Here is a 24,853-nt window from a genome sequence, read left to right as displayed (position 1 = left end):
GGCATGAGCATTGCCATCTGTCGCTTCGGAATGCTGCCTTCCCTCATCGCCCTTGCGGGCTGTGGGGTGCAGATCGAACGGATCGCAGATGGCAACTCGCGTCGAGAAAAAGGGTATGAGTTTGTCGCAACGACATTCGATTACTCGAACAACGACGCCGTGCCTGCGAACAGGATGCTCCAGGCAGCCGCAAGACATTGTCGGCTGCCTCACCACAACGCCCGCGAAACCATTCCGCATACCGGAGCCTATGGGCTTCATGGAGCTTGGATGATGGATTTCGCCTGCCCCGCGCCTGAAAAGGACATGAAATGAACCAGGAACTTGCCACCAATCCCCTGAACCCGCTGGCTGCGCCGCGGCAGTTCGACGAAATCAAGATCTCGCTGGCCTCGCCCGAGGAAATCCTCGCCTGGTCCTATGGCGAGGTGAAGAAGCCCGAGACCATCAACTACCGCACGTTCAAGCCCGAGCGTGACGGTCTGTTCTGCGCACGTATCTTTGGCCCGATCAAGGACTACGAATGCCTCTGCGGCAAATACAAGCGCATGAAGTATCGCGGCCTGGTCTGCGAGAAATGCGGCGTCGAGGTGACGCTGCAAAAGGTCCGGCGCGAGCGCATGGGCCATATCGAGCTGGCCGCCCCGGTCGCGCATATCTGGTTCCTGAAGTCGCTGCCCTCGCGCATCGGCCTGATGCTGGACATGACGCTGCGCGACCTTGAGCGCATCCTCTATTTCGAGAACTACGTCGTCATCGAGCCGGGCCTGACCGACCTGAGCTATGGCCAGCTGCTGACCGAAGAGGAATTCCTCGACGCGCAGGACCAGTATGGCGCCGACGCCTTCACCGCCAATATCGGCGCCGAGGCGATCCGCGAGATGCTGGCCAACATCGACCTGGCCGCCACCGCCGAACAGCTGCGCGAGGAGCTGAAGGAAGCGACGGGCGAACTGAAGCCGAAGAAGATCATCAAGCGTCTGAAGATCGTGGAATCGTTCCTCGAGTCGGGCAACCGTCCCGAGTGGATGGTGCTGACCGTTATTCCGGTCATCCCGCCGGAACTGCGTCCGCTGGTGCCGCTGGACGGCGGCCGCTTTGCCACGTCCGACCTGAACGACCTGTATCGCCGGGTCATCAACCGCAACAACCGCCTGAAGCGGCTGATCGAGCTGCGTGCGCCCGACATCATCGTGCGCAACGAAAAGCGGATGCTGCAGGAATCGGTCGATGCGCTGTTCGACAACGGCCGCCGCGGCCGCGTCATCACCGGCAACAACAAGCGCCCGCTGAAATCGCTGTCGGACATGCTGAAGGGCAAGCAGGGCCGGTTCCGCCAGAACCTTCTGGGGAAACGGGTCGACTTCTCGGGCCGTTCGGTCATCGTGACCGGGCCGGAGTTGAAGCTGCACCAATGCGGCCTGCCGAAGAAGATGGCCTTGGAACTGTTCAAGCCGTTCATCTATTCGCGGCTTGAGGCCAAGGGGCTTTCCAGCACCGTCAAGCAGGCCAAGAAGCTGGTCGAGAAAGAGCGTCCCGAGGTCTGGGACATCCTGGACGAGGTGATCCGCGAACATCCGGTGCTGCTGAACCGCGCGCCGACGCTGCACCGCCTGGGCATCCAGGCCTTCGAGCCGATCCTGATCGAAGGCAAGGCGATCCAGCTGCACCCGCTGGTCTGCTCGGCCTTCAACGCCGACTTCGACGGCGACCAGATGGCCGTCCACGTCCCGCTGTCGCTTGAGGCGCAGCTGGAAGCGCGCGTGCTGATGATGTCCACGAACAACGTGCTGTCGCCCGCCAACGGCGCGCCGATCATCGTGCCGTCGCAGGACATGGTCCTTGGTCTCTACTACACGACCATGGAGCGCGAGGGCATGAAGGGCGAGGGCATGGTCTTTGCCAACCTCGAGGAAGTGGAACACGCGCTGGCCTCCGGCGCGGTGCATCTGCATGCCCGCATCACCGCCCGCCTGCCGCAGATCGACGAGAACGGCAACGAGGTCATCAAGCGCTTCGAAACCACGCCCGGCCGCATCCGCCTGGGCGCGCTGCTGCCCAAGAACGCCAAGGCGCCCTTCGAGCTGGTCAACCGCCTGCTGCGCAAGAAGGACATCCAAAACGTCATCGACACCGTCTACCGCTACTGCGGCCAGAAGGAATCGGTGATCTTCTGCGACCAGATCATGGGCCTGGGCTTCCGCGAGGCGTTCCGCGCCGGCATTTCCTTCGGCAAGGACGACATGGTCGTGCCGCCGACGAAATGGGAGCTGGTCGAGGAGACGCAGGACCAGGTCAAGCAGTTCGAGCAGCAATACCTGGACGGCCTGATCACCCAGGGCGAGAAATACAACAAGGTCGTCGATGCCTGGTCGAAATGCAACGACCGCGTCACCGACGCCATGATGAAGACCATCTCGGCCACCAAGAAGGACGAGAACGGCGCCGAGCTGGAGCCGAACTCGGTCTACATGATGGCGCATTCGGGCGCGCGGGGCTCGGTCAGCCAGATGAAGCAGCTGGGCGGCATGCGCGGCCTGATGGCCAAGCCGAACGGCGAGATCATCGAGACGCCGATCATCTCGAACTTCAAGGAAGGGCTGACCGTTCTTGAATACTTCAACTCGACCCACGGCGCGCGCAAGGGCCTGTCGGACACCGCGTTGAAGACGGCGAACTCGGGCTACCTGACCCGCCGCCTGGTGGACGTGGCGCAGGACTGCATCATCCGCGAGCATGATTGCGGCACCGAGCGGGCGATCACCGCCTCGGCCGCGGTCAACGACGGCGAAGTCGTCAGCCCGCTTTCCGAGCGCGTGCTGGGCCGCGTCGCGGCCGAGGACGTGCTGGTGCCGGGCGAGGACGTGGTCATCGTGCGCAAGAACGAGCTGATCGACGAGCGCAAGGCCGACGAGATCGAGGTGGCGGGCGTGCAGAACGTGCGCATCCGCTCGGCCCTGACCTGCGAATCGGACGACGGGGTCTGCGCGCTGTGCTATGGCCGCGACCTGGCCCGCGGCACGCTGGTCAACATCGGCGAGGCGGTCGGCATCATTGCCGCCCAGTCCATCGGCGAGCCGGGCACGCAGCTGACGATGCGGACCTTCCACATCGGCGGCATCGCCCAGGGCGGCCAGCAGTCCTTCATCGCCGCGGCGCAAGAGGGCACGGTGGCTTTCGAGAACGAAAGCACGCTGGAAAACGCCAATGGCGAGCTGATCGTGATGAGCCGCAACATGCAGCTGCACATCAAGGGCGCGACGGGCGACACGCTGGCCAGCCACAAGCTGTTCTACGGCTCGAAACTGTTCGTGCGCGAAGGCGATGCCGTGGCGCGCGGCCAGAAGATGTTCGAATGGGATCCCTATACCTTGCCGATCATCGCCGAGAAGGCGGGTATCGCGAAATATGTCGACCTCATCAGCGGCATTTCGGTCCGCGACGAGACCGACGACGCGACGGGCATGACGCAGAAGATCGTGACGGACTGGCGTTCGGCCCCCAAGGGCAACGAGCTGAAGCCCGAGATCATCATCGTCGACCAGGATGGCGAGCCGGTGCGCAACGAGCAGGGCAACCCGGTCACCTATCCGATGTCGGTCGAGGCGATCCTGTCGGTCGAGGAGGGCCAGGAGATCCGCGCCGGCGACGTGGTGGCGCGTATCCCGCGCGAGGGCGCCAAGACCAAGGACATCACCGGGGGTCTGCCCCGCGTGGCGGAACTGTTCGAGGCTCGTCGTCCCAAGGATCACGCGATCATTGCCGAACTGGACGGCTATGTGCGCTTCGGCAAGGACTACAAGAACAAGCGCCGCATCGCCATCCAGCCCGCCGACGACACGCTGGAGCCGGTCGAATACATGGTGCCGAAAGGCAAGCACATCCCGGTGCAGGAAGGCGACTTCGTGCAGAAGGGCGACTACATCATGGACGGCAACCCGGCGCCGCATGACATCCTGCGCATCATGGGGATCGAGGCTCTGGCCGATTACCTGATCGACGAGGTGCAGGACGTCTACCGGCTGCAAGGCGTGAAGATCAACGACAAGCACATCGAGGTGATCGTCCGCCAGATGCTGCAGAAGATCGAGATCCTCGACAGCGGCGACACCACGCTGCTGAAGGGCGAGCATGTCGACCGCGACGAGTTCGAGGAAGAGAACGCCAAGATCGAAGCCAAGGGCGGCCGTCCGGCCACCGGCGAGCCGGTGCTGCTGGGCATCACCAAGGCGTCGCTGCAGACCCGCAGCTTCATCTCGGCCGCCTCGTTCCAGGAGACGACCCGCGTGCTGACCGAGGCCGCCGTGCAGGGCAAGCGCGACAAGCTGGTCGGGCTCAAGGAGAACGTGATCGTCGGCCGGCTGATCCCGGCCGGCACCGGCGGGGCCACGGCCCGCGTGCGCCGCATCGCCACCGATCGCGACCACGAGGTGATCGAGGCGCGCCGCGCCGAGGCGGAAGCCGCCGCCGCGCTGATCGCGCCGGAAGACACCCCGGCCGAGGTCGGCGGCGACGAGTGATCGCCCGCGGATGAAACTGGAAAGGCCCGGCAGCGATGCCGGGCCTTTTTGCTGGCGCGGGCTTGCCTCCGTTTCGGCAATCTGGGATTGCATGGCACGGGCATTATCCGCCGAAGGTTGACTGGGCGCCTTCTTGCGGTGAACGGCCCGCCGTCCTGCCGATGCCCCTTGCGTTTCCGGGCTTCGGCCGGCCGGGGTAACGCCAGGGTAACGATTGTCGAGGAGGAACATCCATGCAGCTGTGTGGGCATTGCGGCTCGGAGGTTAAGGAAGGTTTTACGGTTTGCGCCGGCTGCGGGGCCAACCTGCGGCGCAGCCTGTGGCCGATCATCATCGGCGGGCTTGCGGTGGTTTTCGGCGTGGCCATGCTGCTGGACGCCTTGCTGGCCTTGACCTCCAACTTCTCCTGGGCGCTGAGGAATGGCGGCATCGGCGGCGTTCTGGTTCTGGTCGGCTATCTGATATTCCGATCGGGCTGGAAGAAGCAGTGGTACAGGCGCAACGCCTGATCGCGGTTTCCCATGGGCCGGACAGCAGCTCGCGGCCGGGGCGCCAGGGCGGTTCGTGGCCAAAAGGCCGCGGAACCGCCGACCGGCTGCGGGCGCGCTTGACAGGCTATGGCTTTCTTTCTGCGGCTTTCCTAAGCATTGGAAAACCGCCGGGAATCGCCATGCGCACGCCGTTTCTTTCATCGGGTCGAAAGGGTCGGCCGCCCGCCGAGCCGCAGGTCTTTTCGGCCAGTGCCGCCGACAACCTGCGCGGCTCGGCGCTGATGATGCTCAGCATGGCGGCCTTTATCTGCAATGACGCGCTGATGAAGGCGGTGACGCAAAGCCTGCCGCTTTACGAATCCATCGCCATCCGCGGCGCCATGGTGCTGCTGACCATGGTGCTGATCGCGCGGGCGCAGGGCGGCGTCCGGCTGCGGGTGCCGCGCGGCGACGTCTGGCCGCTGGCGCTGCGCACGGTGGCCGACGTGATCTCGACGGTGTTCTACCTGCTGGCGCTGCGGCGCATGGCGCTGGCCGACATCTCGGCGATCATGCAGGCGCTGCCGCTGGCGGTGACGCTGGCGGCGGCGCTGTTCTTTCACGAAAGGCTGGGCTGGCGGCGGCTGCTGGCGGTCGGCATCGGCTTTCTGGGCGTGCTGCTGATCCTGCGGCCGGGCACGGGGGCTTTCGACCTGTGGTCGGCGGTGGCGCTGGCGGCGATGCTGCTGATCGTGCTGCGCGACCTGGTGACGCGGACCTTCTCGGTCGGGGTCGGCTCTTCGGCCATCGCCTTTTACGCGGCGCTGGCGGTGATGCTGTCGGGCTTCGTGCTGGGCTGGACGGAAAGCTGGCGCATCCCCACCCTGGCCGAGTTCGCGCTGCTGGCGATGGCCGCGGGGTTCCTGACCGTGGGCTATATCACCGCCGTCGCCACCATGCGGGTGGGCGAGATCTCGGTCGTCGCGCCCTTCCGCTATACCTCGCTGGTCTGGGCGGTGGTGCTGGGGCTGGCGATCTTCGGCGAATGGCCGGACCTGTGGACCTGGGCCGGCTCGGCGCTGGTGGTGGGGGCGGGCATCTATACCATCCTGCGCGAGCGGCGGCTGCAGGGGAGGGGTTGATGCGGGTGCAGATGCTGGGCCTGTGCCGGTTTTCCTATCTCGGCGGGCGCGGCTTCCAGGTCGCACACGAGTCGCTGGATGAGCGGCGGGCGTTCCTCTATGACCCCGCGCGGCTGGCGCGGCGCTGGTTCTGGTTCGAGCATGTCGCGCTGCCGGGCTGGCTGGCCCAGACCGACCCGGATTTCACCCTGGTGCTGATGACGGGGCCGGACCTGCCCGAGCCCTGGCTGTCGCGGCTGCGCGAACTGGCCGGGATCATGCCGCAGGCGCGGCTGGCCCTGGTTCCGCCGATGGAGCGGCATGTGGAGGCCTGCATGGCCGCCGTCGCCCCCCATGTCGAGCCGGGGGCCGATGTCGTCGGCCATTTCCGCCATGACGACGACGATGCGGTGGCGGTGGACTATATCCGCGACGCCCGCCGCGATTTCGCGGCGATGCAGCCGCTTTGGCGGCAAAGGCGCCGGCTGTCCTGCGACTATTCCCGCGGCGTGGTCCTGCGCGCGGGGGCAGGGGGGATCGGCGCGGAACTGCGGATGATCCACAATGCCAGCGCGGCGCTGACCATCTACCTGCCGCCCGATGCCGGGCGCTGCGCGCTGCATTTCCCGCATTGGAAGGTGGCGATGTCCATGCCCGGCGTGACCATGCCCGGCAAGGTGATGTATGCGCGGATGCTGCACCGTGACAACGATTCCGGCGCGGTCGGCGCGGGCTATCCGGTCGAGGGGCAGGGGGCCGTGATGCCCGCCTTGCTGGCCGACCGTTTCCGCATCGACCTGCCCGGACTGGACGAGGGCGCGCGGCGCCTGTGGCTGGGGTGAAGAGCGGCGGCGGGGTTGTTGACTCACCCCCGGTTTGCCCATATACGCGCCTTCACCCGTCAGGAATCTGATCGGGGCCCAGAACCTCTGTGGTCATGATCCGGGCCGAATGCCCCGATCCTCTGGTAATTCAGCCCGTCCTCCCCGGTTTCGGGGACAGGATGGGTTGTGGCGTTTCACGATGGGCGTGATTCGCCGTCGAGAAGTGGCGCAGCCGGTGGCTGCGAGTATTGACGAAAGCAAGACGGGGAACCGAATGCCGACGATCCAACAGCTGATCCGCAAACCGCGGCAGCCCAAGGTGCAGCGCTCGAAGTCGCAGCACCTGCAATCCTGCCCGCAGAAGCGGGGCGTATGCACGCGCGTCTATACCACGACGCCGAAAAAGCCGAACTCGGCCATGCGTAAGGTGGCCAAGGTCCGCCTGACCAATGGTTTCGAAGTCATCTCCTACATTCCGGGCGAAAAGCACAACCTGCAGGAACACAGCGTCGTGCTGATCCGCGGCGGCCGGGTGAAAGACCTTCCGGGTGTCCGCTATCACATCCTGCGCGGTGTGCTGGATACCCAGGGCGTCAAAGACCGTCGCCAGCGTCGTTCGAAATACGGCGCCAAGCGTCCGAAGTAAGGAGATCCGCATATGTCTCGTCGTCACGCCGCTGAGAAGCGCGAAGTCCTGCCCGACGCCAAGTATGGCGATCGCGTGCTGACCAAATTCATGAACAACCTGATGATCGACGGCAAGAAATCGGTTGCCGAACGCATCGTCTACAGCGCCCTCGACCGCGTCCAGGGCAAGCTCAAGCGCGAGCCCATCGAGGTCTTCCACGAGGCGCTCGACAACGTGAAGCCCTCGGTCGAGGTGCGTTCGCGCCGGGTCGGCGGCGCCACCTACCAGGTTCCGGTCGAGGTTCGCCCCTCGCGCCGCGAGGCCCTGGCGATCCGCTGGCTGATCGACGCTTCGAAAAAGCGCAACGAACACACCATGGAAGAGCGCCTCGCGGGCGAGCTGGCCGACGCGGTGAACGGCCGCGGCACCGCCGTCAAGAAGCGTGAGGACACGCACAAGATGGCCGACGCCAACAAGGCGTTCAGCCACTACCGCTGGTAACCGGAAGGAAGGCCCTTTATGGCACGCGAATATCCGCTGGAGCGCTACCGGAACTTCGGGATCATGGCCCACATCGACGCGGGCAAGACCACGACGACCGAGCGCATCCTGTTCTATACCGGCAAGAACCACAAGATGGGCGAGACGCACGAAGGTGCGTCCACCATGGACTGGATGGAGCAGGAAGCCGAGCGCGGCATCACCATCACCTCGGCGGCGACCACCACCTTCTGGCAGCGCCACGAGGATGCGGACTTCACCCCCGATGACAAGGAGCGTTGCCGCTTCAACATCATCGACACCCCCGGCCACGTCGACTTCACCATCGAGGTCGAGCGTTCGCTGGCCGTGCTCGACGGCGCGATCTGCCTGCTGGACGGCAACGCCGGCGTCGAGCCGCAGACCGAGACGGTGTGGCGCCAGGCCGACCGCTACAAGGTTCCGCGGATCGTCTTCGTCAACAAGATGGACAAGATCGGCGCCGATTTCTTCAAATGCGTCGCCATGATCAAGGACCGCACCGGCGGCACCCCCTGCCCGATCGCCCTGCCGATCGGCGCCGAGGACAAGCTGGAAGGCATCGTCGACCTGATCAAGATGGAAGAATGGGTCTGGAGGGGCGAGGATCTGGGCGCCTCCTGGATTCGCCAGCCGATCCGCGAGGATCTGCAGGACGTCGCCGAGGAATGGCGCGGCAAGATGATCGAACTCGCCGTCGAACAGGACGACGAGGCGATGGAAGCCTACCTGGAAGGCAACGAGCCCGACGAGGCGACGCTGCGCAAGCTGATCCGCAAGGGCACGCTGTCGCTGTCCTTCTTCCCGGTCATGGCCGGCTCGGCCTTCAAGAACAAGGGCGTGCAGCCGCTTCTGAACGCGGTGGTGGACTTCCTGCCGGCGCCGACCGACGTTCCCGCCTACATGGGCTTCGCCCCCGGCGACGAGACGGAAGAGCGCAACATCGCCCGTCACGCCGCGGATTCGGACCCGTTCTCGGCGCTGGCGTTCAAGATCATGAACGACCCCTTCGTCGGCTCGCTGACCTTCACGCGGATCTATTCCGGCGCCCTGAAGAAGGGTGACCAGATGCTGAACTCGACCAAGGGCAAGCGCGAGCGCGTCGGCCGGATGATGGTCATGCACGCCATCAACCGCGAAGAGATCGACGAAGCCTTCGCCGGCGACATCATCGCCCTGGCGGGCCTGAAGGAAACCACCACGGGCGACACGCTGTGCGACCCGGCGAAACCGGTGGTCCTGGAAACCATGACCTTCCCCGAGCCGGTGATCGAGATCGCCGTCGAGCCGAAGTCCAAGGCCGACCAGGAAAAGATGGGCCTTGCCCTGCAGCGCCTGGCCGCCGAAGATCCGTCCTTCCGCGTCGAGACCGACCTGGAATCGGGCCAGACCATCATGAAGGGCATGGGCGAACTTCACCTCGACATCCTGGTGGACCGCATGAAGCGCGAGTTCAAGGTCGAGGCGAATATCGGCGCCCCGCAGGTGGCCTATCGCGAGACCATCTCGCGCGAAGCCGAGATCGACTACACGCACAAGAAACAGACGGGCGGTACCGGCCAGTTCGCGCGCGTCAAGCTGGTCATCACGCCCACCGAGCCGGGCGAGGGCTACTCGTTCGAGTCGAAGATCGTCGGCGGTGCCGTGCCCAAGGAATACATTCCGGGCGTCGAGAAGGGCATCAAGTCGGTGATGGATTCGGGTCCGCTGGCCGGCTTCCCGGTGATCGATTTCAAGGTGGCGCTGATCGACGGTGCCTTCCATGACGTCGACTCCTCGGTCCTGGCCTTCGAGATCGCCGCCCGCGCCGCCATGCGCGAGGGGTTGAAGAAGGCGGGCGCCAAGCTGCTCGAGCCGATCATGCGCGTCGAAGTGGTCACGCCGGAGGAATATACCGGCTCGATCATCGGTGACCTGACCAGCCGTCGCGGCATGGTCCGCGGCCAGGACACCCGCGGCAACGCCAATGTCATCGACGCGATGGTGCCGCTGGCCAACATGTTCGGCTATATCAACAACCTGCGTTCGATGTCCTCGGGCCGCGCGGTGTTCACGATGCAGTTCGACCATTACGAGGCCGTGCCGCAGAACATCTCGGACGAGATCCAGAAGAAATACGCGTAATCCCGGCGGTGCGTGGGAAACCGCGCACCCTACCAACCCCGTAGGGTGCGTGGCTGCACGCACCGTCAACATAAGGAGCCATGCCCATGGCAAAGGCAAAGTTTGAACGGACGAAACCGCACGTCAACATCGGGACGATTGGTCACGTTGACCACGGCAAGACGACGCTGACGGCTGCGATCACGAAGTATTTCGGTGAATTCAAGGCCTACGACCAGATCGACGGGGCTCCTGAGGAGCGTGCCCGGGGGATCACGATCTCGACCGCGCATGTGGAATACGAATCGGCCAACCGGCACTACGCGCATGTGGACTGCCCCGGCCACGCGGACTACGTGAAGAACATGATCACGGGCGCGGCGCAGATGGACGGCGCGATCCTGGTGGTGAACGCGGCCGACGGCCCGATGCCGCAGACGCGCGAGCACATCCTGCTGGGCCGCCAGGTGGGCATCCCCTACATGGTGGTGTACCTGAACAAGGTGGACCAGGTCGACGACGCGGAACTGCTGGAGCTGGTCGAGATGGAGGTGCGCGAGCTGCTGTCGTCCTACGACTATCCCGGCGACGACATCCCGATCATCAAGGGCTCGGCGCTGGCGGCGCTGGAAGGCCGCGACAAGGAGATCGGCGAGGATTCGATCCGCGCGCTGATCGCCGCCGTGGACGAATACATCCCGACGCCCGAGCGCGCGGTGGACCTGCCGTTCCTGATGCCGATCGAGGACGTGTTCTCGATCTCGGGCCGGGGCACGGTGGTGACGGGCCGTGTCGAGCGCGGCGCGGTGAACGTGGGCGACGAGCTTGAGATCGTCGGCATCCGCCCGACCAAGAAGACGACCTGCACCGGTGTCGAGATGTTCCGCAAGCTGCTGGACCGCGGGGAAGCCGGCGACAACATCGGCGCGCTCCTGCGCGGGGTGGAGCGCGACGGGGTGGAGCGCGGCCAGGTTCTGGCCAAGCCCGGCTCGGTGACGCCGCATACCGAGTTCGAGGCCGAGGCCTATATCCTGACCAAGGAAGAGGGTGGCCGTCACACGCCGTTCTTCGCGAACTACCGTCCGCAGTTCTACTTCCGCACGACGGACGTGACCGGGACGGTGAAGCTTCCCGAGGGCACCGAGATGGTGATGCCGGGCGACAACCTGAAGTTCACGGTGGAGCTGATCGCGCCGATCGCGATGGAGGAGAAGCTGCGCTTCGCCATCCGCGAGGGCGGCCGCACGGTCGGCGCCGGCGTGGTGTCGAAGATCCTGAAGTGATCCTTTGGGGCGGCGGCTTCCAGCCGCGGCCCTTCCGGGAGCATCGGGTGATGAGCATCGGGTGATCCCGCGAGGGATATCGCGATGAGGGGCCGCTCCGCAGGGGGCGGCCTTTTTCCTTGCCGCGGGGGTGGTGGCCGCGGGGGTGCTTGCCGGGCGCGGCTGCCGGGGCTCTGCCCCGGACCCCGGGATATTGGGGCACGAAAGAAGCAGCGCACGCCGCGCCGGGCGCTTGGAGGGGCCCTGCCGAAGGTGCCGCAAAGCGCCAGGAGGGAACAGGGATGCCCGCCGTATCGAATGCTGTCCTGATATGCGCTAGGGTCTTCTTGCGGTGAATGATTCTCCGCCTCATGACGCCCCGATACCATGCATGAGCATCCACCTTCATGGCCTGCCGATAGGCTTCCTCGCCCCAATATGGCGTAATGTCGATGCCGTTGCGTCGCAGCGTATTAAGCAGCGGATCCTTGTTATAAAAGGCAATACCGTAGGGATGGACGGGGACGCCCTGAGGGGGGAGGGGCATAGCAAAGGCCTTGATGATCAGCGCGTATTTCAGCTTACGGCACCTCGGCTCCAACTGTGCCCAAGCCATCCGGGATTGTGGGCGCCGCCGAAGGACAAGGATCTTCTGGTCGACGCGTCCCAACAGCTGGCGCCCATGCATCGCCGATCCCTCGGCGAAGATCAGGAGCCGAGCGCCGGCGTAGAGCGCCATTTGCCGCATCAGTGTTTCTTTTCCTGGATCCAGGATGGCGACGCCCGCCCGCGACATGGCTTCGACCAGCAGACGCTCTCCGGCATGGCCACGTTGTGTGCCGAGACAGATCAAGAGCGCCTTGATAGCCCGCGCAATGAGGGCAGAGTTCGGCGTGAAGATAGCTTGACCGCAGGTCGTGAACCGGATAAATCCCCGCAATCATCGCCGGTTTTCCAAGAATCGGCTTGTCAGGGCCGGGCCGCCACGCAAGGCGGCCTGCTCTTGTTTATACGGTTCGACGCTGGCGGTGCGTGGTGTGTCGTCAGCCTCTCAACTTGAACTCCCCGCAAGAGGGATGAGAATGCAAAGCCAGAATATCCGCATCCGGTTGAAGGCGTTCGATTATCGCGTCCTGGATGCCAGCACGCAGGAAATCGTCAACACCGCCAAGCGCACCGGCGCGCAGGTCCGCGGCCCGATTCCGCTGCCCAACAAGATCGAGAAATTCACCGTTCTGCGCGGTCCGCACATCGACAAGAAATCCCGCGACCAGTGGGAAATCCGCACGCACAAGCGCCTGCTGGACATCGTCGACCCGACCCCGCAGACCGTTGACGCCCTGATGAAGCTCGACCTCGCCGCCGGCGTGGATGTCGAGATCAAGGTTTAAGGAGGCCATCATGCTGCGGACTGGTGTTATCGCCAAGAAGCTGGGCATGACCCGGCTGTTCCTGGAGGACGGGCGTCAGGTGCCCGTCACCGTGCTGCACGTGGACAACGTGCAGGTCATCGCTCAGCGCACCGCCGAGAAAGACGGCTACGTGGCGCTGCAGCTCGGCGCGGGCGAGGCGAAAGCCAAGCGCACGACCGCCGCGCTGCGCGGCCATTTCGCCAAGGCGAATGTCGCGCCCAAGCGCAAGATCGCGGAATTCCGCGTCTCGCCCGAGAACCTGGTCGAGGTGGGCGAGGAGATCGTCGCCGACCATTACTTCGAGGGCCAGTATGTCGACATCGCCGGCACCTCGATCGGCAAGGGCTTTGCCGGTGCGATGAAGCGGCACAATTTCCGCGGTCTGCGCGCCTCGCACGGCGTGTCGATCAGCCACCGCTCGCACGGCTCGACCGGCCAGTGCCAGGATCCGGGCAAGGTGTTCAAGGGCAAGAAGATGGCCGGCCACCTGGGTGCCGTGCGCGTCACCACCCAGAACCTCCAGGTCGTCAAGACCGATGCCGAACGTGGCCTGATCATGGTCAAGGGCTCGGTTCCGGGTTCCAAGGGCGGCTGGGTCACGATCAAGGACGCCGTGAAGAAGCCGCTGGCCGAAAACACCGTTTTCCCGGCCGCGACCCGTTCGAAAGCTGCCCAGGCCGAGGCTGCCGCCCCTGCCGAGGCCGCTGCGCCCGAAGGAGACAACTGATGAAACTCGACGTTATCACGCTCGATGCCGGCAAGGCCGGGGACATCGACCTGAGCGATGACATCTTCGGGCTTGAACCGCGTGCGGACCTGCTGCACCGCGTCGTGCGCTGGCAGCGTGCGAAGGCGCAGGCGGGCACCCATTCGGTGCTGGGCAAGTCGGATGTCAGCTACTCGACCAAGAAGATCTATCGCCAGAAGGGCACCGGCGGCGCCCGCCACGGTTCCCGCAAGGCGCCGATCTTCCGTCACGGCGGCGTCTACAAGGGCCCGACCCCGCGCAGCCACGCCTTCGACCTGCCCAAGAAGGTCCGCGCGCTTGGCCTGAAGCACGCGCTGTCGGCCAAGGCCGCCGCGGGTGAGCTGGTCGTCGTGGAGAGCCTGAACATCGCGGAAGCCAAGACCGCGGCCGTCGCCAAGGCGGTCAAGGAAAACGGCTGGAAGCGCGTCCTGGTGATCGACGGGGCCGAGGTGAACGAGAATTTCGCCCGCGCCGCCCGCAACCTGGAAGGCGTCGATGTGCTGCCCTCGATGGGTGCCAACGTCTATGACATCCTGCGTCGCGACACGCTCGTGCTGACGCGCGCCGGTGTCGAAGCTCTGGAGGCTCGCCTGAAATGAGCGTGAAACCCGAACATTACGACGTGATCGTCAAGCCGGTCATCACCGAAAAGGCCACTCTGGTGGGCGATGCGAACGCCTATGTCTTCCAAGTGGCCAAGGAATCGACCAAGCCGGCGATCAAGCAGGCCGTCGAGGCCCTGTTCAACGTCAAGGTGAAGGCCGTGAACACGACCATCACCAAGGGCAAGACCAAGCGTTTCCGCGGCCGCCCCGGCGTCCGCTCGGACGTGAAGAAGGCCTATGTGACGCTGGAAGCTGGCAACAGCATCGACGTCTCGACCGGCCTCTGATAGAAGCCTGCGAATCGACGGCCCCGGCAGCGGGGCCGTCGCCATTTGACTGAAACGGACCTAGCTTTGGTCCAAAGCAACGGAAGACAGAAAGCATGGCACTCAAGTCGTATAAGCCGACGACGCCTGGCCAGCGTGGGCTGGTTCTGATCGACCGTTCGGAGCTTTGGAAAGGGCGCCCGGTCAAGTCCCTCACGGAGGGGCTGACCAAGAACGGCGGCCGGAACAACACCGGACGGATCACGATGCGCCGCAAGGGCGGCGGGGCGAAGCGTCTCTATCGCATCGTCGATTTCAAGCGCACCAAGTTCGATGTCCCGGCGACCGTCGAGCGGATCGAATACGACCCGAACCGCACCGCCTTCATCGCGCTGATCAAATATGAAGACGGCGAGCAGGCCTATATCATCGCGCCCCAGCGTCTGGCTGTCGGCGACAAGGTGGTGGCCGGCGCCAAGGTGGACGTGAAGCCGGGCAACGCCATGCCCTTCAGCGGCATGCCGATCGGCACCATCGTCCACAACGTCGAGCTGAAGCCCGGCAAGGGCGGCCAGATCGCCCGCTCGGCTGGCACCTATGCCCAGTTCGTCGGCCGCGACGGCGGCTATGCCCAGATCCGCCTGTCCTCGGGCGAGCTGCGCCTGGTGCGCCAGGAATGCATGGCCACCATCGGCGCCGTGTCGAATGCCGACCATTCGAACCAGAACCTCGGCAAGGCCGGCCGCAACCGGCACCTGGGCATCCGCCCGAGCGTGCGCGGCGTGGCCATGAACCCGATCGACCACCCGCATGGTGGTGGTGAAGGCCGGACTTCGGGCGGTCGTCACCCGGTTACTCCCTGGGGCAAGGGCACCAAGGGCAACCGCACCCGCACGAACAAATCGACCGACAAGTATATCCTGCGGTCGCGTCACGCGAAGAAGGGGCGTTAATCCATGGCACGTTCTGTTTGGAAGGGCCCCTTTGTCGATGCTTATGTGCTTCGCAAGGCCGAGAAAGCCCGCGAGTCCGGCAAGTCGGACGTCATCAAGATCTGGTCGCGTCGTTCGACCATTCTGCCGCAATTCGTCGGCCTGACCTTTGGCGTCTACAACGGCCAGAAGCACATCCCGGTCTCGGTGACCGAAGAGATGATCGGCCAGAAGTTCGGTGAATACTCGCCGACGCGGACCTATTACGGTCACGCCGCCGACAAGAAAGCGAAAAGGAAGTAAGCGTCATGGGTAAGGAACAAAATCCGCGCCGCGTGGCGGAGAACGAGGCGTTTGCGAAGACCAAGATGCTTCGCACCTCGCCGCAGAAGCTGAACTTGGTTGCGGCGATGATCCGCGGCAAGAAGGTGGACAAGGCCCTGGCCGACCTGACCTTCTCGTCCAAGCGCATTGCCGGCGATGTCAAGAAATGCCTGCAATCGGCCATCGCCAACGCCGAGAACAACCATAACCTCGACGTCGACAACCTGATCGTCGCCGAGGCCTGGGTCGGCAAGAACCTGGTCATGAAGCGTGGCCGTCCGCGCGCCCGTGGTCGTTACGGCAAGATCATGAAGCCGTTTTCGGAAATCACCATCAAGGTCCGTCAGGTCGAGGCCATCGAAGCCGGGGAGCGCGCGTAATGGGTCAGAAGGTAAACCCCATCGGGATGCGTCTCCAGGTCAACCGCACCTGGGACAGCCGCTGGTATGCGGATGACAAGGATTACGGCAATCTGCTGCTGGAAGACCTGAAGATCCGCGACTTCATCCACAAGGAAGCCAAGCAGGCCGGCGTCAGCCGCGTGGTGATCGAGCGTCCGCACAAGAAATGCCGCGTGACGATCTATGCCGCGCGTCCGGGTGTCATCATCGGCAAGAAAGGCGCCGACATCGAGACCCTGCGCAAGAAGCTGGCGAACTACACCGCCTCGGAACTGCACCTCAACATCGTCGAGGTCCGCAAGCCCGAGCTGGACGCCCAGCTGGTGGCCGAGTCGATCGCCCAGCAGCTCGAGCGCCGGGTGTCGTTCCGCCGCGCCATGAAGCGCGCGGTGCAGAACGCCATGCGCATGGGCGCCCTGGGCATCCGGGTGAACGTGTCGGGCCGCCTGGGCGGCGCCGAGATCGCCCGGACCGAATGGTATCGCGAAGGCCGGGTGCCGCTGCACACGCTGCGCGCCGACATCGACTATGCGCTGTCGGAAGCCTCGACCCCCTACGGGATCATCGGGGTGAAGGTCTGGATCTTCAAGGGCGAGATCATGGAGCATGATCCGCAGGCCCGCGACCGCCGCGCGACCGAAGCGCAGGACGGTCCGTCGCCCCGCGGCCCGCGCCGTGATCGCGACCGCGACGCGCGCTAAGGAGAAGAAGCAATGCTGCAACCGAAACGGACCAAGTTCCGCAAACAGCACAAGGGCCGCATCCACGGTGAGGCCAAGGGCGGGTTCAACCTGAACTTCGGCTCCTATGCGCTGAAGGCCATCGAGCCCGAGCGCGTCACCGCGCGCCAGATCGAGGCGGCCCGCCGCGCGATCACCCGCCACATGAAGCGTCAGGGCCGGGTCTGGATCCGCATCTTCCCGGATGTGCCGGTTTCCTCGAAGCCGACCGAAGTGCGGATGGGTAAAGGCAAGGGTTCGGTGGATTACTGGGCCGCCCGCGTCCATCCCGGCCGGATCATGTTCGAGATCGACGGGGTGAACGACGTCATCGCCCGCGAGGCGCTGCGCCTGGGCGCGCAGAAGCTGCCGGTGCTGACCCGCATCGTCGCGCGCGAAGACTGGTAATTCGCCATCGCTTCCAGATTGCGCCCCGCCGCGACAGTGGCGGGGCGCTGCATTTCCGGCCTCCTCGGGACAATCGGGGTTGCCAAAATCCGGCCGAGCCTGTATGGGCAGGCCTTCATCATGAAACTCCACCGGAATCAGGGTGGCCCTGCATGGCAGGGGCTCGCCGGTGATGTTGAAAGGAAAAGGCGCATGAAAGCGCAGGAACTGAAAGACAAGACGCCTGACCAGCTGAAGGAACAGCTGCTCGCGCTGAAGAAGGAAGCGTTCAACCTGCGCTTCCAGCAGGCCACCGGCCAGCTCGAATCGACCGCCCGCATGCGCTCCGTCCGCCGCGACGTGGCCCGTGTGAAAACCATTCTGAACCAGAAAGCGGCTGAAGCCGCGGCGTCGAACTAAGGAGCCCGGTCCATGCCCAAACGCATCCTGCAAGGCAAGGTCGTCAGCGACAAGAACGAACAGACCGTCACCGTTCTGGTCGAGCGTCGCTTCAAGCATCCGCTGCTGCACAAGACCGTGCGTTCGTCCAAGAAATACCGCGCGCATGACGCGCAGAACCAGTTCAAGGTGGGTGACATCGTTCGCATCGTCGAATGCGCGCCGATCTCGAAGACCAAGCGCTGGACCGTGCTGACCGAAGCCACCGAGGTTTCGGCCTGAGGCCCAGTTTAATCGATACCCTGGGGCCGGCCCATGATCAAGGTCGTGCCGGTCCCCAAAGGTCGGGAGTAACCAAATGATCCAGATGCAGACCAATCTGGATGTCGCTGACAACTCCGGCGCACGCCGGGTGCAGTGCATCAAGGTTCTGGGTGGTTCGCACCGTCGCTATGCGTCGGTGGGCGACATCATCGTCGTCTCCGTCAAGGAAGCCATTCCGCGCGGCCGCGTGAAGAAGGGCGACGTCCGCAAGGCCGTCGTCGTGCGCACCGCGAAAGAAGTGAAGCGCGAGGACGGCACCTCGATCCGCTTCGACCGCAACGCCGCCGTCATCCTGAACAACCAGGGCGAACCGGTCGGCACCCGTATCTTCGGGCCGGTCGTGCGCGAGCTGCGGGCCAAGAACTTCATGAAGATCATCTCGCTTGCGCCGGAGGTGCTGTGATGGCTGCGAAGCTCAAGAAGGGCGACAAGGTCGTCGTGCTGACCGGCAAGGACAAGGGCAAGCAGGGCGAGATCGCCGCGGTGTTCCCGAAAGAGAACAAGGCGGTCGTTGACGGCGTCAACATCGCGATCCGTCACCAGCGCCAGACCCAGACGAGCCAGGGCGGCCGCGTGGCCAAGGCCATGCCGATCGACCTGTCGAACCTGGCGCTGCTGGACAAGAACGGCAAAGCGACCCGCGTCGGCTTCCGCGTGGAAGACGGCAAGAAGGTCCGTTTCGCCAAGACCACGGGAGACGTGATCTGATGCTGGACCAAGCCAATTACACCCCGCGCCTCAAGTCGCTCTACAAGGACCAGATCCGCGCCGCGCTCAAGGAAGAGTTCGGCTACAAGAACGACATGCAGATCCCGCGCCTGGACAAGATCGTCCTGAACATGGGCATCGGCGAGGCCGTCAAGGACACCAAGAAGGTCAAGCAGGGCGCCGAGGAACTGTCGCTGATCGCAGGCCAGAAAGCCGTCATCACCAAGGCCAAGAAGTCGATCGCCGGCTTCCGCGTCCGGGAAGAGATGCCGCTGGGCTGCAAGGTCACGCTGCGCGGCGACCGGATGTATGAATTCCTGGATCGCCTGGTCAACATCGCGCTGCCCCGCGTCCGCGACTTCCGCGGCGTCAAGGGCACGGCTTTCGACGGCCGCGGCAACTACGCCATGGGCCTGAAGGAGCATATCGTGTTCCCGGAAATCAACTTCGACAAGGTCGACGAAGTTCTGGGGATGGACATCATCATCTGCACCACCGCGCGGACCGACGCGGAAGCGAAGTCGCTGCTGAAGGCATTCAACATGCCTTTCAACGGCTGATCGCGGAGGGAAGAAGATATGGCAAAGAAATCCATGGTCGAGCGCGAGAAGAAGCGCGAGCGTCTGGTTCAGAAATACGCCGCCAAGCGCGCCGCGCTGAACGAGATCGTCCACGATCAGTCCCGTCCGATGGAAGAGCGCTTCAAGGCCAGCCTGAAACTGGCCGAACTGCCGCGCAACTCCTCGGCCACGCGTCTGCACAACCGGTGCCAACTGACCGGCCGTCCGCATGCGTATTACCGTAAACTGAAACTGTCGCGGATCATGCTGCGCGAGCTTGGCTCGTTCGGCCAGATCCCCGGCATGGTCAAATCCAGCTGGTAAGGGGGCAATATGTCGATGAACGATCCTCTCGGCGATATGCTGACCCGCATCCGCAACGCGCAGATGCGCGGCAAATCGACCGTCCGCACTCCGGCCTCCAAGCTGCGCGCCTGGGTCCTGGACGTGCTGAAAGCCGAAGGCTACATCCGCGGCTATGAAGAAACCACGACCGAAGCCGGTCACAAGGAACTGGAAATCAGCCTGAAGTACTACGAAGGCACTCCGGTCATCCGCGAACTGGCCCGCGTGTCGAAACCCGGCCGCCGCGTTTACGCCGGCGCCAAGGAAATCCCGATGGTCCGCAACGGCCTGGGCGTTTCCATCGTCTCGACGCCGAAAGGCGTCATGTCGGACGCAGCGGCTCGCAACGCCAATGTTGGCGGCGAAGTCCTCTGCACCGTGTTCTAAGGAGGGCAGAGATGTCTCGGATTGGTAAGAAACCGGTCGCCCTCCCCAAGGGCGTGACGGCCGAAATCAAGGGCCAGACGATCGAGGTGAAGGGGCCGAAAGGCGCCCGCACGTTCACCGCGACCGACGACGTGACCCTGTCGGTGGAAGAAGGTTCGGTCAAGGTGACGCCGCGCGGCACCTCGAAGCGCGCCCGCCAGCAGTGGGGCATGACCCGCTCGATGGTCGAGAACCTGACCGTCGGCGTGTCGGAAGGCTTCAAGAAAGAGCTCGAGATCCAGGGCGTGGGTTATCGCGCCACCATGCAGGGCAAGACCCTGAAGCTGGCTCTGGGCTATTCGCATGACGTGAACTTCGAAACGCCGGACGGTGTGACGATCACCTCGCCGAAGCAGACCGAGATCGTGGTGGAAGGCATCGACCAGCAGCTGGTCGGCCAGGTCGCCGCGAACATCCGCGAGTGGCGCCGCCCCGAGCCCTACAAGGGCAAGGGCATCCGCTACAAGGGCGAGGTCGTCTTCCGCAAGGAAGGCAAGAAGAAGTAAGGGGCGCGAGAAATGGCACTGAACAAGAGAGAGCTGTTCCTGAAGCGCCGCCTGCGCGTGCGGAACAAACTGCGGAAGATCTCGGACGGCCGTCCGCGGCTTTCCGTCCACCGTTCTTCCAAGAACATCAGCGTCCAGGTGATCGACGACGTGAAGGGGGTCACTCTGGCCGCCGCCTCGTCGCTCGAGAAGGATCTGGGCGTGGTCGGCAAGAACAACGTCGAGGCCGCGGCCAAGATCGGCGCCGCCATTGCGGAACGCGCGAAGAAGGCCGGTGTCGAAGAGGTGATCTTCGACCGTGGCGGCTTCCTGTTCCACGGCAAGATCAAGGCGCTTGCCGATGCGGCCCGCGAAGGCGGCCTGAAGTTCTGACGAATGCGGGTGGCGGCAGCGCCACCCCGATGATCCGGGGGCCGTCCGATCCGTCGGCGGCCCACCAGGATTGGCTTCAACGGCGCGGAACGCGCGCCAGCGTATGAGGAATGCCTTATGGCAGAACGTGAAAACCGTCGGGGTCGCCGCGAAGAGCGCGAGGAAACCCCGGAATTCGCCGACCGTCTGGTCGCGATCAACCGCGTGTCGAAAACCGTCAAAGGCGGCAAGCGCTTCGGCTTCGCTGCTCTGGTGGTCGTCGGCGACCAGCGTGGCCGCGTCGGCTTCGGCAAGGGCAAGGCCAAGGAAGTGCCCGAGGCGATCCGCAAGGCGACCGAGCAGGCCAAGCGCTCGCTGGTTCGCGTGCCGCTGCGCGATGGCCGCACGCTGCATCACGACATCGAGGGCCGTCATGGCGCCGGCCGGGTGGTGATGCGGACCGCGGTTCCGGGGACCGGCATCATCGCCGGCGGCCCGATGCGCGCCGTGTTCGAGATGCTGGGCGTCCAGGACGTCGTGGCCAAGTCGCTGGGGTCGCAGAACCCCTACAACATGATTCGCGCCACCATCGACGGTCTCAAGAAGGAAGCTTCGCCCCGCAACGTCGCGCAGCGCCGCGGCAAGAAGGTGGCCGAGATCCTGCCGTCCAACGACAAGCCGGCCGAAGCCGCCGTCGAAGCGTAAGGAGACAGGCATATGGCTAAAACCATCGTCGTGAAGCAGATCGGCTCGCCGATCCGCCGCCCGGCCGTCCAGCGCGAGACGCTGAAGGGCCTGGGCCTGAACAAGATGAACCGCACCCGCGAGCTGGAAGATACCCCGGCCGTGCGCGGCATGGTCGCCAAGATCCCGCATCTGGTGACCATCGTGGAAGAGCGCGGCTGATCCCGCCACGCCCTTCCCAGGCATTGCATCGAAAGCGCCCCGGAGCTGCTCCGGGGCGTTTTTTCTTGGCCTGTTAACCCTTTGCTAACGGCTTGTCCCTAGGCTGCCGCCAGGACCGCGCCCGCAGGAAAGGAGCCAGATGTGCCGCGCCCGCTGCTCTGCCTTGCGCTTGCCGTCCTGCTGCTGGCCGGTGCGGCCTCGGCCAGTCCCTGGCCGCGGGCGGTGAATGGCGTGTTCCTGGCGCTGTCGGGCGAACGCGACGCCGCCGGGCACAGCTATGCCGGGCTTTATGCTGAACTGGGGCGTCGGCCGCGGCTGACGGTCGGGGTCGAACTGGGCCGCTCCAGCGCCGGCGAGACCAGCAGCCTGGTCTGGCTGCAGCGCGCGCTGGACCGGGGCAGGGGGCCGGACCGCTGGGCCGCCTCGTTGGGTCTGGGTGCGGTGGAACGTCGCGGCCAGCCGATGCCGGTGGCCCAGGCCGCGCTGGGTTGGGGCAGGGTTTTTGACGACCTGCCCTTGCTGCGGCGCGTTCGGGGCGGGGGCTGGGTATCGGCCGAGCTGCGCCACAAGCTGGCGGGCGCGCTCAGGGATGAAGAGGAAATGGCTGCGCTGGCCGCTCGGGGTGCCAGCGCGCTGAGCTATCTGACGGCCGAGGCGACGACCAAGGCCGAGGTGACGGTGGGGTGGCACATGACCGAGGCGCTGATGCTGATCCATCAGCTGCGGCTGGAGGATCGCGAGGACACCGGCTTTTCCGCCAAGCTCGCGGTCTCGGCGGTGCGCGACCTGTTCGGGCCTGCGAAGCTGGAATTGGGCCTGGTCGAGCCGCTGTCGGGACCGGGCGAGCGCGCGGTCAGGCTGGGGCTGTGGGTGGAGTTCTGAGACGGCCCAGGTCCGCGCAACGGGCTGGCCGCGGCGCTGAGCGGGCGATGGGCTTGCCGGCGCGGCGGGGCGCGGGCGCTTCGGCCATGCCAACTTGACCCAGCCGTGAACAGCCGATAGAAGCCGCCGGTGTTCCCTTGGGATCACGACTCGAACAAGCAAGAAACGCCGCGTTCGCCCCCTTTCGCTTCATGGGGCGTTTCCGGCCAAGGAGAAGCGACATGAAACTGCATGAACTGCACGACAATCCCGGCGCCAACCGCAAGAAAAAGCGCGTGGCGCGCGGCCCCGGCTCGGGCAAGGGCAAGACCGCCGGCCGTGGTATCAAGGGCCAGACCTCGCGTTCGGGCGTGGCGCTGAACGGCTATGAAGGCGGCCAGATGCCGCTGTATCGCCGCCTGCCCAAGCGCGGCTTCAGCAAGCCGAATCGCCTGGAATTCGCGGTGGTGAACCTGGGCCAGCTGCAGGCCTTCGTCGAAGCGGGCAAGCTGGATGCGAAAACCGACGTGACCGAGGACGCGCTGGTCGCCGCCGGCGTCATCCGCCGCAAGCTGGACGGCGTGCGGGTGCTGGCCAAGGGCGAGATCAAGGCCGCGCTGAACCTGACCGTGGCCGGTGCGTCGAAAGCCGCGGTCGAGGCCATCGAGAAGGCCGGCGGCAAGATCACCGTCACCCGCCCGGCCAAAGAAGCAGCCGCGGCCGAATAAGTTGTTGAAGGGCGCGCCCGCGCCCCATAGATAGCTGTCAAGTTTTCCAGGCGCCGCGGGATCGGGAAACGATCCGGCGGCGCTGCCACGAAGGGGCACAAGCATGGCGTCAGCCGCAGAACAGATGGCCGCGAACCTTTCCTGGGGCGCGCTCGGCAAGGCGACCGAGTTGCGCCAGAGGATCTGGTTCACGCTCGGACTTCTCATCATCTATCGTCTCGGCACCTATATCCCGGTGCCTGGCATCGACGGCGCCGCGCTGCGCAACTTCATGGAGCAGGCCCAGGCCGGCATCGGCGGCATCCTGTCGATGTTCACCGGCGGTGCCTTGGGGCGGATGGGCGTCTTCGCGCTCGGCATCATGCCCTATATCTCGGCCTCGATCATCGTGCAGCTGCTGGCCTCGATGGTGCCGGCGCTGGAGCAACTGAAGAAAGAGGGCGAGCAGGGCCGCAAGAAGATCAACCAGTATACCCGCTACGGCACGGTGGCGCTGGCGCTGTTCCAGGCCTGGGGCCTGGCCGTCAGCCTGGAACACGGCAACCTGGCGCATGAGCCGGGGATGTTCTTCCGCGCCTCGGTGGTCATCACCCTGGTCGGCGGCACCATGTTCCTGATGTGGCTGGGCGAGCAGATCACCGCCCGCGGCATCGGCAACGGCATCTCGCTGATCATCTTCGTCGGCATCGTGGCCGAGATCCCCGGCAGCCTGGCGCAGTTCCTGGCCCAGGGCCGTTCGGGCGCCGTCTCGACCCCGGTGATTCTGGGCGTGATCCTCATGGTCGCCGCGGTGATCGCCTTCGTGGTGTTCATGGAGCGCGCGCTGCGCAAGATCCACATCCAGTATCCGCGCCGCCAGGTCGGGATGAAGGTCTATGACGGCCAATCGTCGCACCTGCCGATCAAGGTGAACCCGGCGGGGGTGATCCCGGCGATCTTTGCCAGCTCGCTTCTGCTGCTGCCGGTGACGATCTCGACCTTCTCGGGCAACCAGACCGGCCCGATCATGTCCACGATCCTGGCCTATTTCGGCCCCGGCCAGCCGCTCTACCTGCTGTTCTTCGCGGCGATGATCGTGTTCTTCACCTATTTCTACACCTTCAACGTCAGCTTCAAGACCGAGGACGTGGCCGAGAACCTGAAGAACCAGGGCGGCTTCATCCCCGGCATCCGGCCCGGCAAGCGCACCGAGGATTACCTGACCTATGTGGTGACGCGGGTGCTGGTGATCGGCTCGGCCTACCTGGCCTTCGTCTGCCTTCTGCCCGAGATCATCCGCGACCAGCTGGCGATCCCGTTCTATTTCGGCGGGACTTCGGTGCTGATCGTGGTCAGCGTCGTCATGGATACGATCAACCAGGTGCAAAGCCACTTGCTCGCCCATCAATACGAAGGTTTGATCGAGAAATCGCAACTGCGCGGCAAGCGCGGCAAGGCCGGGGCGGCGGCCAAGCCGCGCAAGGCGCCGGCGCGCCGTTAAGGGGTAAACCCACCAAAA

At 64.9% G+C, this 24,853-nt stretch carries 33 protein-coding genes; all 33 read left to right on the top strand.

What is annotated here, in order from left to right; genetic code table 11:
• The first annotated feature begins 3 nt into the window (after nucleotides 1–3).
• A complete protein-coding gene (locus E3U25_RS16750) occupies nucleotides 4–315 on the top strand; it encodes a hypothetical protein (protein WP_139294139.1) in 312 nt (103 codons plus the stop codon).
• Nucleotides 312–4,520: a DNA-directed RNA polymerase subunit beta' gene (rpoC, locus tag E3U25_RS16745; protein ID WP_116222138.1), complete on the top strand. Its 4,209-nt coding sequence runs from the start codon at nucleotides 312–314 to the stop codon at nucleotides 4,518–4,520. Before E3U25_RS16750 ends, rpoC begins: the two co-directional genes overlap by 4 nt.
• Before the next feature lie 233 nt (nucleotides 4,521–4,753).
• Nucleotides 4,754–5,029 (top strand): hypothetical protein, encoded by a 276-nt coding sequence (locus E3U25_RS16740; RefSeq protein WP_114536197.1) that lies wholly within the window; start codon nucleotides 4,754–4,756, stop codon nucleotides 5,027–5,029.
• Between the two features lie 161 nt (nucleotides 5,030–5,190).
• Nucleotides 5,191–6,132: a DMT family transporter gene (locus E3U25_RS16735; RefSeq protein WP_116222139.1), complete on the top strand. Its 942-nt coding sequence runs from the start codon at nucleotides 5,191–5,193 to the stop codon at nucleotides 6,130–6,132.
• Nucleotides 6,132–6,953, top strand: a complete 822-nt coding sequence (locus tag E3U25_RS16730) for a putative rhamnosyl transferase (RefSeq protein WP_116222140.1) — start codon at nucleotides 6,132–6,134, stop codon at nucleotides 6,951–6,953. Before E3U25_RS16735 ends, E3U25_RS16730 begins: the two co-directional genes overlap by 1 nt.
• A 256-nt stretch (nucleotides 6,954–7,209) precedes the next feature.
• A complete protein-coding gene (rpsL, locus tag E3U25_RS16725) occupies nucleotides 7,210–7,581 on the top strand; it encodes a 30S ribosomal protein S12 (protein ID WP_010399029.1) in 372 nt (123 codons plus the stop codon).
• A gap of 12 nt (nucleotides 7,582–7,593) precedes the next feature.
• The gene (rpsG, locus tag E3U25_RS16720) at nucleotides 7,594–8,064 is read left to right on the top strand and encodes a 30S ribosomal protein S7 (protein WP_036754140.1); all 471 of its coding nucleotides are present in this window, start codon (nucleotides 7,594–7,596) and stop codon (nucleotides 8,062–8,064) included.
• An 18-nt stretch (nucleotides 8,065–8,082) separates the two neighbouring features.
• Entirely contained in the window at nucleotides 8,083–10,206 is a 2,124-nt protein-coding gene (fusA, locus tag E3U25_RS16715; RefSeq protein ID WP_072464173.1) for an elongation factor G, read from the top strand.
• A gap of 86 nt (nucleotides 10,207–10,292) precedes the next feature.
• Nucleotides 10,293–11,468 carry an elongation factor Tu gene (gene tuf / locus E3U25_RS16710; protein WP_036754146.1) on the top strand — a complete coding sequence of 392 codons (1,176 nt, stop codon included), beginning with the start codon at nucleotides 10,293–10,295 and terminating at the stop codon, nucleotides 11,466–11,468.
• Nucleotides 11,469–11,838: 370 nt separating this feature from the next.
• Entirely contained in the window at nucleotides 11,839–12,507 is a 669-nt protein-coding gene (locus E3U25_RS16705) for a hypothetical protein (protein ID WP_166435539.1), read from the top strand.
• 22 nt (nucleotides 12,508–12,529) lie between these two features.
• Complete coding sequence (gene rpsJ, locus E3U25_RS16700; RefSeq protein ID WP_010400227.1) at nucleotides 12,530–12,838, top strand: 30S ribosomal protein S10; 309 nt, start codon at nucleotides 12,530–12,532, stop codon at nucleotides 12,836–12,838.
• 10 nt (nucleotides 12,839–12,848) lie between these two features.
• Nucleotides 12,849–13,586, top strand: coding sequence for a 50S ribosomal protein L3 (rplC, locus tag E3U25_RS16695; protein ID WP_116222142.1), 738 nt, complete (start codon nucleotides 12,849–12,851; stop codon nucleotides 13,584–13,586).
• Nucleotides 13,586–14,206 (top strand): 50S ribosomal protein L4, encoded by a 621-nt coding sequence (gene rplD, locus E3U25_RS16690; RefSeq protein WP_036754151.1) that lies wholly within the window; start codon nucleotides 13,586–13,588, stop codon nucleotides 14,204–14,206. Before rplC ends, rplD begins: the two co-directional genes overlap by 1 nt.
• Nucleotides 14,203–14,499 carry a 50S ribosomal protein L23 gene (locus tag E3U25_RS16685; protein WP_024844053.1) on the top strand — a complete coding sequence of 99 codons (297 nt, stop codon included), beginning with the start codon at nucleotides 14,203–14,205 and terminating at the stop codon, nucleotides 14,497–14,499. The genes rplD and E3U25_RS16685 overlap by 4 nt, the downstream gene beginning before the upstream one ends.
• 95 nt (nucleotides 14,500–14,594) lie before the next feature.
• Nucleotides 14,595–15,431, top strand: coding sequence for a 50S ribosomal protein L2 (gene rplB / locus E3U25_RS16680; protein ID WP_036754154.1), 837 nt, complete (start codon nucleotides 14,595–14,597; stop codon nucleotides 15,429–15,431).
• Nucleotides 15,432–15,434: 3 nt separating this feature from the next.
• Complete coding sequence (gene rpsS, locus E3U25_RS16675; RefSeq protein WP_010400236.1) at nucleotides 15,435–15,713, top strand: 30S ribosomal protein S19; 279 nt, start codon at nucleotides 15,435–15,437, stop codon at nucleotides 15,711–15,713.
• Nucleotides 15,714–15,718: 5 nt separating this feature from the next.
• Entirely contained in the window at nucleotides 15,719–16,114 is a 396-nt protein-coding gene (gene rplV, locus E3U25_RS16670) for a 50S ribosomal protein L22 (protein ID WP_024844055.1), read from the top strand.
• Nucleotides 16,114–16,836 carry a 30S ribosomal protein S3 gene (gene rpsC / locus E3U25_RS16665; protein WP_036754157.1) on the top strand — a complete coding sequence of 241 codons (723 nt, stop codon included), beginning with the start codon at nucleotides 16,114–16,116 and terminating at the stop codon, nucleotides 16,834–16,836. Before rplV ends, rpsC begins: the two co-directional genes overlap by 1 nt.
• A gap of 12 nt (nucleotides 16,837–16,848) precedes the next feature.
• Nucleotides 16,849–17,262, top strand: coding sequence for a 50S ribosomal protein L16 (gene rplP / locus E3U25_RS16660; RefSeq protein ID WP_036754161.1), 414 nt, complete (start codon nucleotides 16,849–16,851; stop codon nucleotides 17,260–17,262).
• A gap of 192 nt (nucleotides 17,263–17,454) precedes the next feature.
• Complete coding sequence (gene rpmC, locus E3U25_RS16655) at nucleotides 17,455–17,661, top strand: 50S ribosomal protein L29 (RefSeq protein ID WP_036754163.1); 207 nt, start codon at nucleotides 17,455–17,457, stop codon at nucleotides 17,659–17,661.
• 12 nt (nucleotides 17,662–17,673) lie between these two features.
• Nucleotides 17,674–17,922, top strand: a complete 249-nt coding sequence (gene rpsQ, locus E3U25_RS16650; protein WP_036754166.1) for a 30S ribosomal protein S17 — start codon at nucleotides 17,674–17,676, stop codon at nucleotides 17,920–17,922.
• Between the two features lie 76 nt (nucleotides 17,923–17,998).
• Nucleotides 17,999–18,367, top strand: a complete 369-nt coding sequence (gene rplN, locus E3U25_RS16645; protein WP_010400243.1) for a 50S ribosomal protein L14 — start codon at nucleotides 17,999–18,001, stop codon at nucleotides 18,365–18,367.
• A complete protein-coding gene (gene rplX, locus E3U25_RS16640) occupies nucleotides 18,367–18,672 on the top strand; it encodes a 50S ribosomal protein L24 (RefSeq protein WP_036754169.1) in 306 nt (101 codons plus the stop codon). The genes rplN and rplX overlap by 1 nt, the downstream gene beginning before the upstream one ends.
• Nucleotides 18,672–19,232 carry a 50S ribosomal protein L5 gene (gene rplE / locus E3U25_RS16635; RefSeq protein WP_036754171.1) on the top strand — a complete coding sequence of 187 codons (561 nt, stop codon included), beginning with the start codon at nucleotides 18,672–18,674 and terminating at the stop codon, nucleotides 19,230–19,232. The genes rplX and rplE overlap by 1 nt, the downstream gene beginning before the upstream one ends.
• An 18-nt stretch (nucleotides 19,233–19,250) precedes the next feature.
• Nucleotides 19,251–19,556 carry a 30S ribosomal protein S14 gene (gene rpsN / locus E3U25_RS16630; protein ID WP_024844062.1) on the top strand — a complete coding sequence of 102 codons (306 nt, stop codon included), beginning with the start codon at nucleotides 19,251–19,253 and terminating at the stop codon, nucleotides 19,554–19,556.
• Between the two features lie 9 nt (nucleotides 19,557–19,565).
• The gene (rpsH, locus tag E3U25_RS16625; RefSeq protein WP_114535287.1) at nucleotides 19,566–19,964 is read left to right on the top strand and encodes a 30S ribosomal protein S8; all 399 of its coding nucleotides are present in this window, start codon (nucleotides 19,566–19,568) and stop codon (nucleotides 19,962–19,964) included.
• Between the two features lie 11 nt (nucleotides 19,965–19,975).
• A complete protein-coding gene (gene rplF / locus E3U25_RS16620; RefSeq protein WP_036754174.1) occupies nucleotides 19,976–20,509 on the top strand; it encodes a 50S ribosomal protein L6 in 534 nt (177 codons plus the stop codon).
• A gap of 12 nt (nucleotides 20,510–20,521) precedes the next feature.
• The gene (gene rplR, locus E3U25_RS16615; RefSeq protein ID WP_036754177.1) at nucleotides 20,522–20,881 is read left to right on the top strand and encodes a 50S ribosomal protein L18; all 360 of its coding nucleotides are present in this window, start codon (nucleotides 20,522–20,524) and stop codon (nucleotides 20,879–20,881) included.
• A gap of 117 nt (nucleotides 20,882–20,998) precedes the next feature.
• On the top strand, nucleotides 20,999–21,565 hold the full coding sequence (gene rpsE, locus E3U25_RS16610) for a 30S ribosomal protein S5 (RefSeq protein ID WP_036754180.1): 567 nt from the start codon (nucleotides 20,999–21,001) through the stop codon (nucleotides 21,563–21,565).
• A gap of 12 nt (nucleotides 21,566–21,577) precedes the next feature.
• Nucleotides 21,578–21,766 carry a 50S ribosomal protein L30 gene (rpmD, locus tag E3U25_RS16605; RefSeq protein ID WP_036754182.1) on the top strand — a complete coding sequence of 63 codons (189 nt, stop codon included), beginning with the start codon at nucleotides 21,578–21,580 and terminating at the stop codon, nucleotides 21,764–21,766.
• A 141-nt stretch (nucleotides 21,767–21,907) separates the two neighbouring features.
• On the top strand, nucleotides 21,908–22,648 hold the full coding sequence (locus tag E3U25_RS16600; RefSeq protein ID WP_116222143.1) for a hypothetical protein: 741 nt from the start codon (nucleotides 21,908–21,910) through the stop codon (nucleotides 22,646–22,648).
• A gap of 221 nt (nucleotides 22,649–22,869) precedes the next feature.
• A complete protein-coding gene (gene rplO / locus E3U25_RS16595; RefSeq protein WP_072462397.1) occupies nucleotides 22,870–23,355 on the top strand; it encodes a 50S ribosomal protein L15 in 486 nt (161 codons plus the stop codon).
• 103 nt (nucleotides 23,356–23,458) lie between these two features.
• Nucleotides 23,459–24,835, top strand: coding sequence for a preprotein translocase subunit SecY (secY, locus tag E3U25_RS16590; RefSeq protein WP_072462396.1), 1,377 nt, complete (start codon nucleotides 23,459–23,461; stop codon nucleotides 24,833–24,835).
• Nucleotides 24,836–24,853 lie beyond the last annotated feature (18 nt).

The organism is Paracoccus versutus (assembly GCF_029909795.1).
Taxonomy (GTDB): Bacteria; Pseudomonadota; Alphaproteobacteria; order Rhodobacterales; family Rhodobacteraceae; genus Paracoccus; species Paracoccus versutus.
The sequence above is the reverse complement of the archived record's forward strand: the minus strand, read 5'-3'. Positions and strand labels throughout refer to the sequence as shown.

Bases quoted from the DNA above. Each gene is read 5' to 3' on its own strand.
- E3U25_RS16750 (WP_139294139.1), top strand. From the start codon at position 4: ATGAGCATTGCCATCTGTCGCTTCGGAATGCTGCCTTCCCTCATCGCC.
- rpoC (WP_116222138.1), top strand. From the start codon at position 312: ATGAACCAGGAACTTGCCACCAATCCCCTGAACCCGCTGGCTGCGCCG.
- E3U25_RS16740 (WP_114536197.1), top strand. From the start codon at position 4,754: ATGCAGCTGTGTGGGCATTGCGGCTCGGAGGTTAAGGAAGGTTTTACG.
- E3U25_RS16735 (WP_116222139.1), top strand. From the start codon at position 5,191: ATGCGCACGCCGTTTCTTTCATCGGGTCGAAAGGGTCGGCCGCCCGCC.
- E3U25_RS16730 (WP_116222140.1), top strand. From the start codon at position 6,132: ATGCGGGTGCAGATGCTGGGCCTGTGCCGGTTTTCCTATCTCGGCGGG.
- rpsL (WP_010399029.1), top strand. From the start codon at position 7,210: ATGCCGACGATCCAACAGCTGATCCGCAAACCGCGGCAGCCCAAGGTG.
- rpsG (WP_036754140.1), top strand. From the start codon at position 7,594: ATGTCTCGTCGTCACGCCGCTGAGAAGCGCGAAGTCCTGCCCGACGCC.
- fusA (WP_072464173.1), top strand. From the start codon at position 8,083: ATGGCACGCGAATATCCGCTGGAGCGCTACCGGAACTTCGGGATCATG.
- tuf (WP_036754146.1), top strand. From the start codon at position 10,293: ATGGCAAAGGCAAAGTTTGAACGGACGAAACCGCACGTCAACATCGGG.
- E3U25_RS16705 (WP_166435539.1), top strand. From the start codon at position 11,839: ATGAGCATCCACCTTCATGGCCTGCCGATAGGCTTCCTCGCCCCAATA.
- rpsJ (WP_010400227.1), top strand. From the start codon at position 12,530: ATGCAAAGCCAGAATATCCGCATCCGGTTGAAGGCGTTCGATTATCGC.
- rplC (WP_116222142.1), top strand. From the start codon at position 12,849: ATGCTGCGGACTGGTGTTATCGCCAAGAAGCTGGGCATGACCCGGCTG.
- rplD (WP_036754151.1), top strand. From the start codon at position 13,586: ATGAAACTCGACGTTATCACGCTCGATGCCGGCAAGGCCGGGGACATC.
- E3U25_RS16685 (WP_024844053.1), top strand. From the start codon at position 14,203: ATGAGCGTGAAACCCGAACATTACGACGTGATCGTCAAGCCGGTCATC.
- rplB (WP_036754154.1), top strand. From the start codon at position 14,595: ATGGCACTCAAGTCGTATAAGCCGACGACGCCTGGCCAGCGTGGGCTG.
- rpsS (WP_010400236.1), top strand. From the start codon at position 15,435: ATGGCACGTTCTGTTTGGAAGGGCCCCTTTGTCGATGCTTATGTGCTT.
- rplV (WP_024844055.1), top strand. From the start codon at position 15,719: ATGGGTAAGGAACAAAATCCGCGCCGCGTGGCGGAGAACGAGGCGTTT.
- rpsC (WP_036754157.1), top strand. From the start codon at position 16,114: ATGGGTCAGAAGGTAAACCCCATCGGGATGCGTCTCCAGGTCAACCGC.
- rplP (WP_036754161.1), top strand. From the start codon at position 16,849: ATGCTGCAACCGAAACGGACCAAGTTCCGCAAACAGCACAAGGGCCGC.
- rpmC (WP_036754163.1), top strand. From the start codon at position 17,455: ATGAAAGCGCAGGAACTGAAAGACAAGACGCCTGACCAGCTGAAGGAA.
- rpsQ (WP_036754166.1), top strand. From the start codon at position 17,674: ATGCCCAAACGCATCCTGCAAGGCAAGGTCGTCAGCGACAAGAACGAA.
- rplN (WP_010400243.1), top strand. From the start codon at position 17,999: ATGATCCAGATGCAGACCAATCTGGATGTCGCTGACAACTCCGGCGCA.
- rplX (WP_036754169.1), top strand. From the start codon at position 18,367: ATGGCTGCGAAGCTCAAGAAGGGCGACAAGGTCGTCGTGCTGACCGGC.
- rplE (WP_036754171.1), top strand. From the start codon at position 18,672: ATGCTGGACCAAGCCAATTACACCCCGCGCCTCAAGTCGCTCTACAAG.
- rpsN (WP_024844062.1), top strand. From the start codon at position 19,251: ATGGCAAAGAAATCCATGGTCGAGCGCGAGAAGAAGCGCGAGCGTCTG.
- rpsH (WP_114535287.1), top strand. From the start codon at position 19,566: ATGTCGATGAACGATCCTCTCGGCGATATGCTGACCCGCATCCGCAAC.
- rplF (WP_036754174.1), top strand. From the start codon at position 19,976: ATGTCTCGGATTGGTAAGAAACCGGTCGCCCTCCCCAAGGGCGTGACG.
- rplR (WP_036754177.1), top strand. From the start codon at position 20,522: ATGGCACTGAACAAGAGAGAGCTGTTCCTGAAGCGCCGCCTGCGCGTG.
- rpsE (WP_036754180.1), top strand. From the start codon at position 20,999: ATGGCAGAACGTGAAAACCGTCGGGGTCGCCGCGAAGAGCGCGAGGAA.
- rpmD (WP_036754182.1), top strand. From the start codon at position 21,578: ATGGCTAAAACCATCGTCGTGAAGCAGATCGGCTCGCCGATCCGCCGC.
- rplO (WP_072462397.1), top strand. From the start codon at position 22,870: ATGAAACTGCATGAACTGCACGACAATCCCGGCGCCAACCGCAAGAAA.
- secY (WP_072462396.1), top strand. From the start codon at position 23,459: ATGGCGTCAGCCGCAGAACAGATGGCCGCGAACCTTTCCTGGGGCGCG.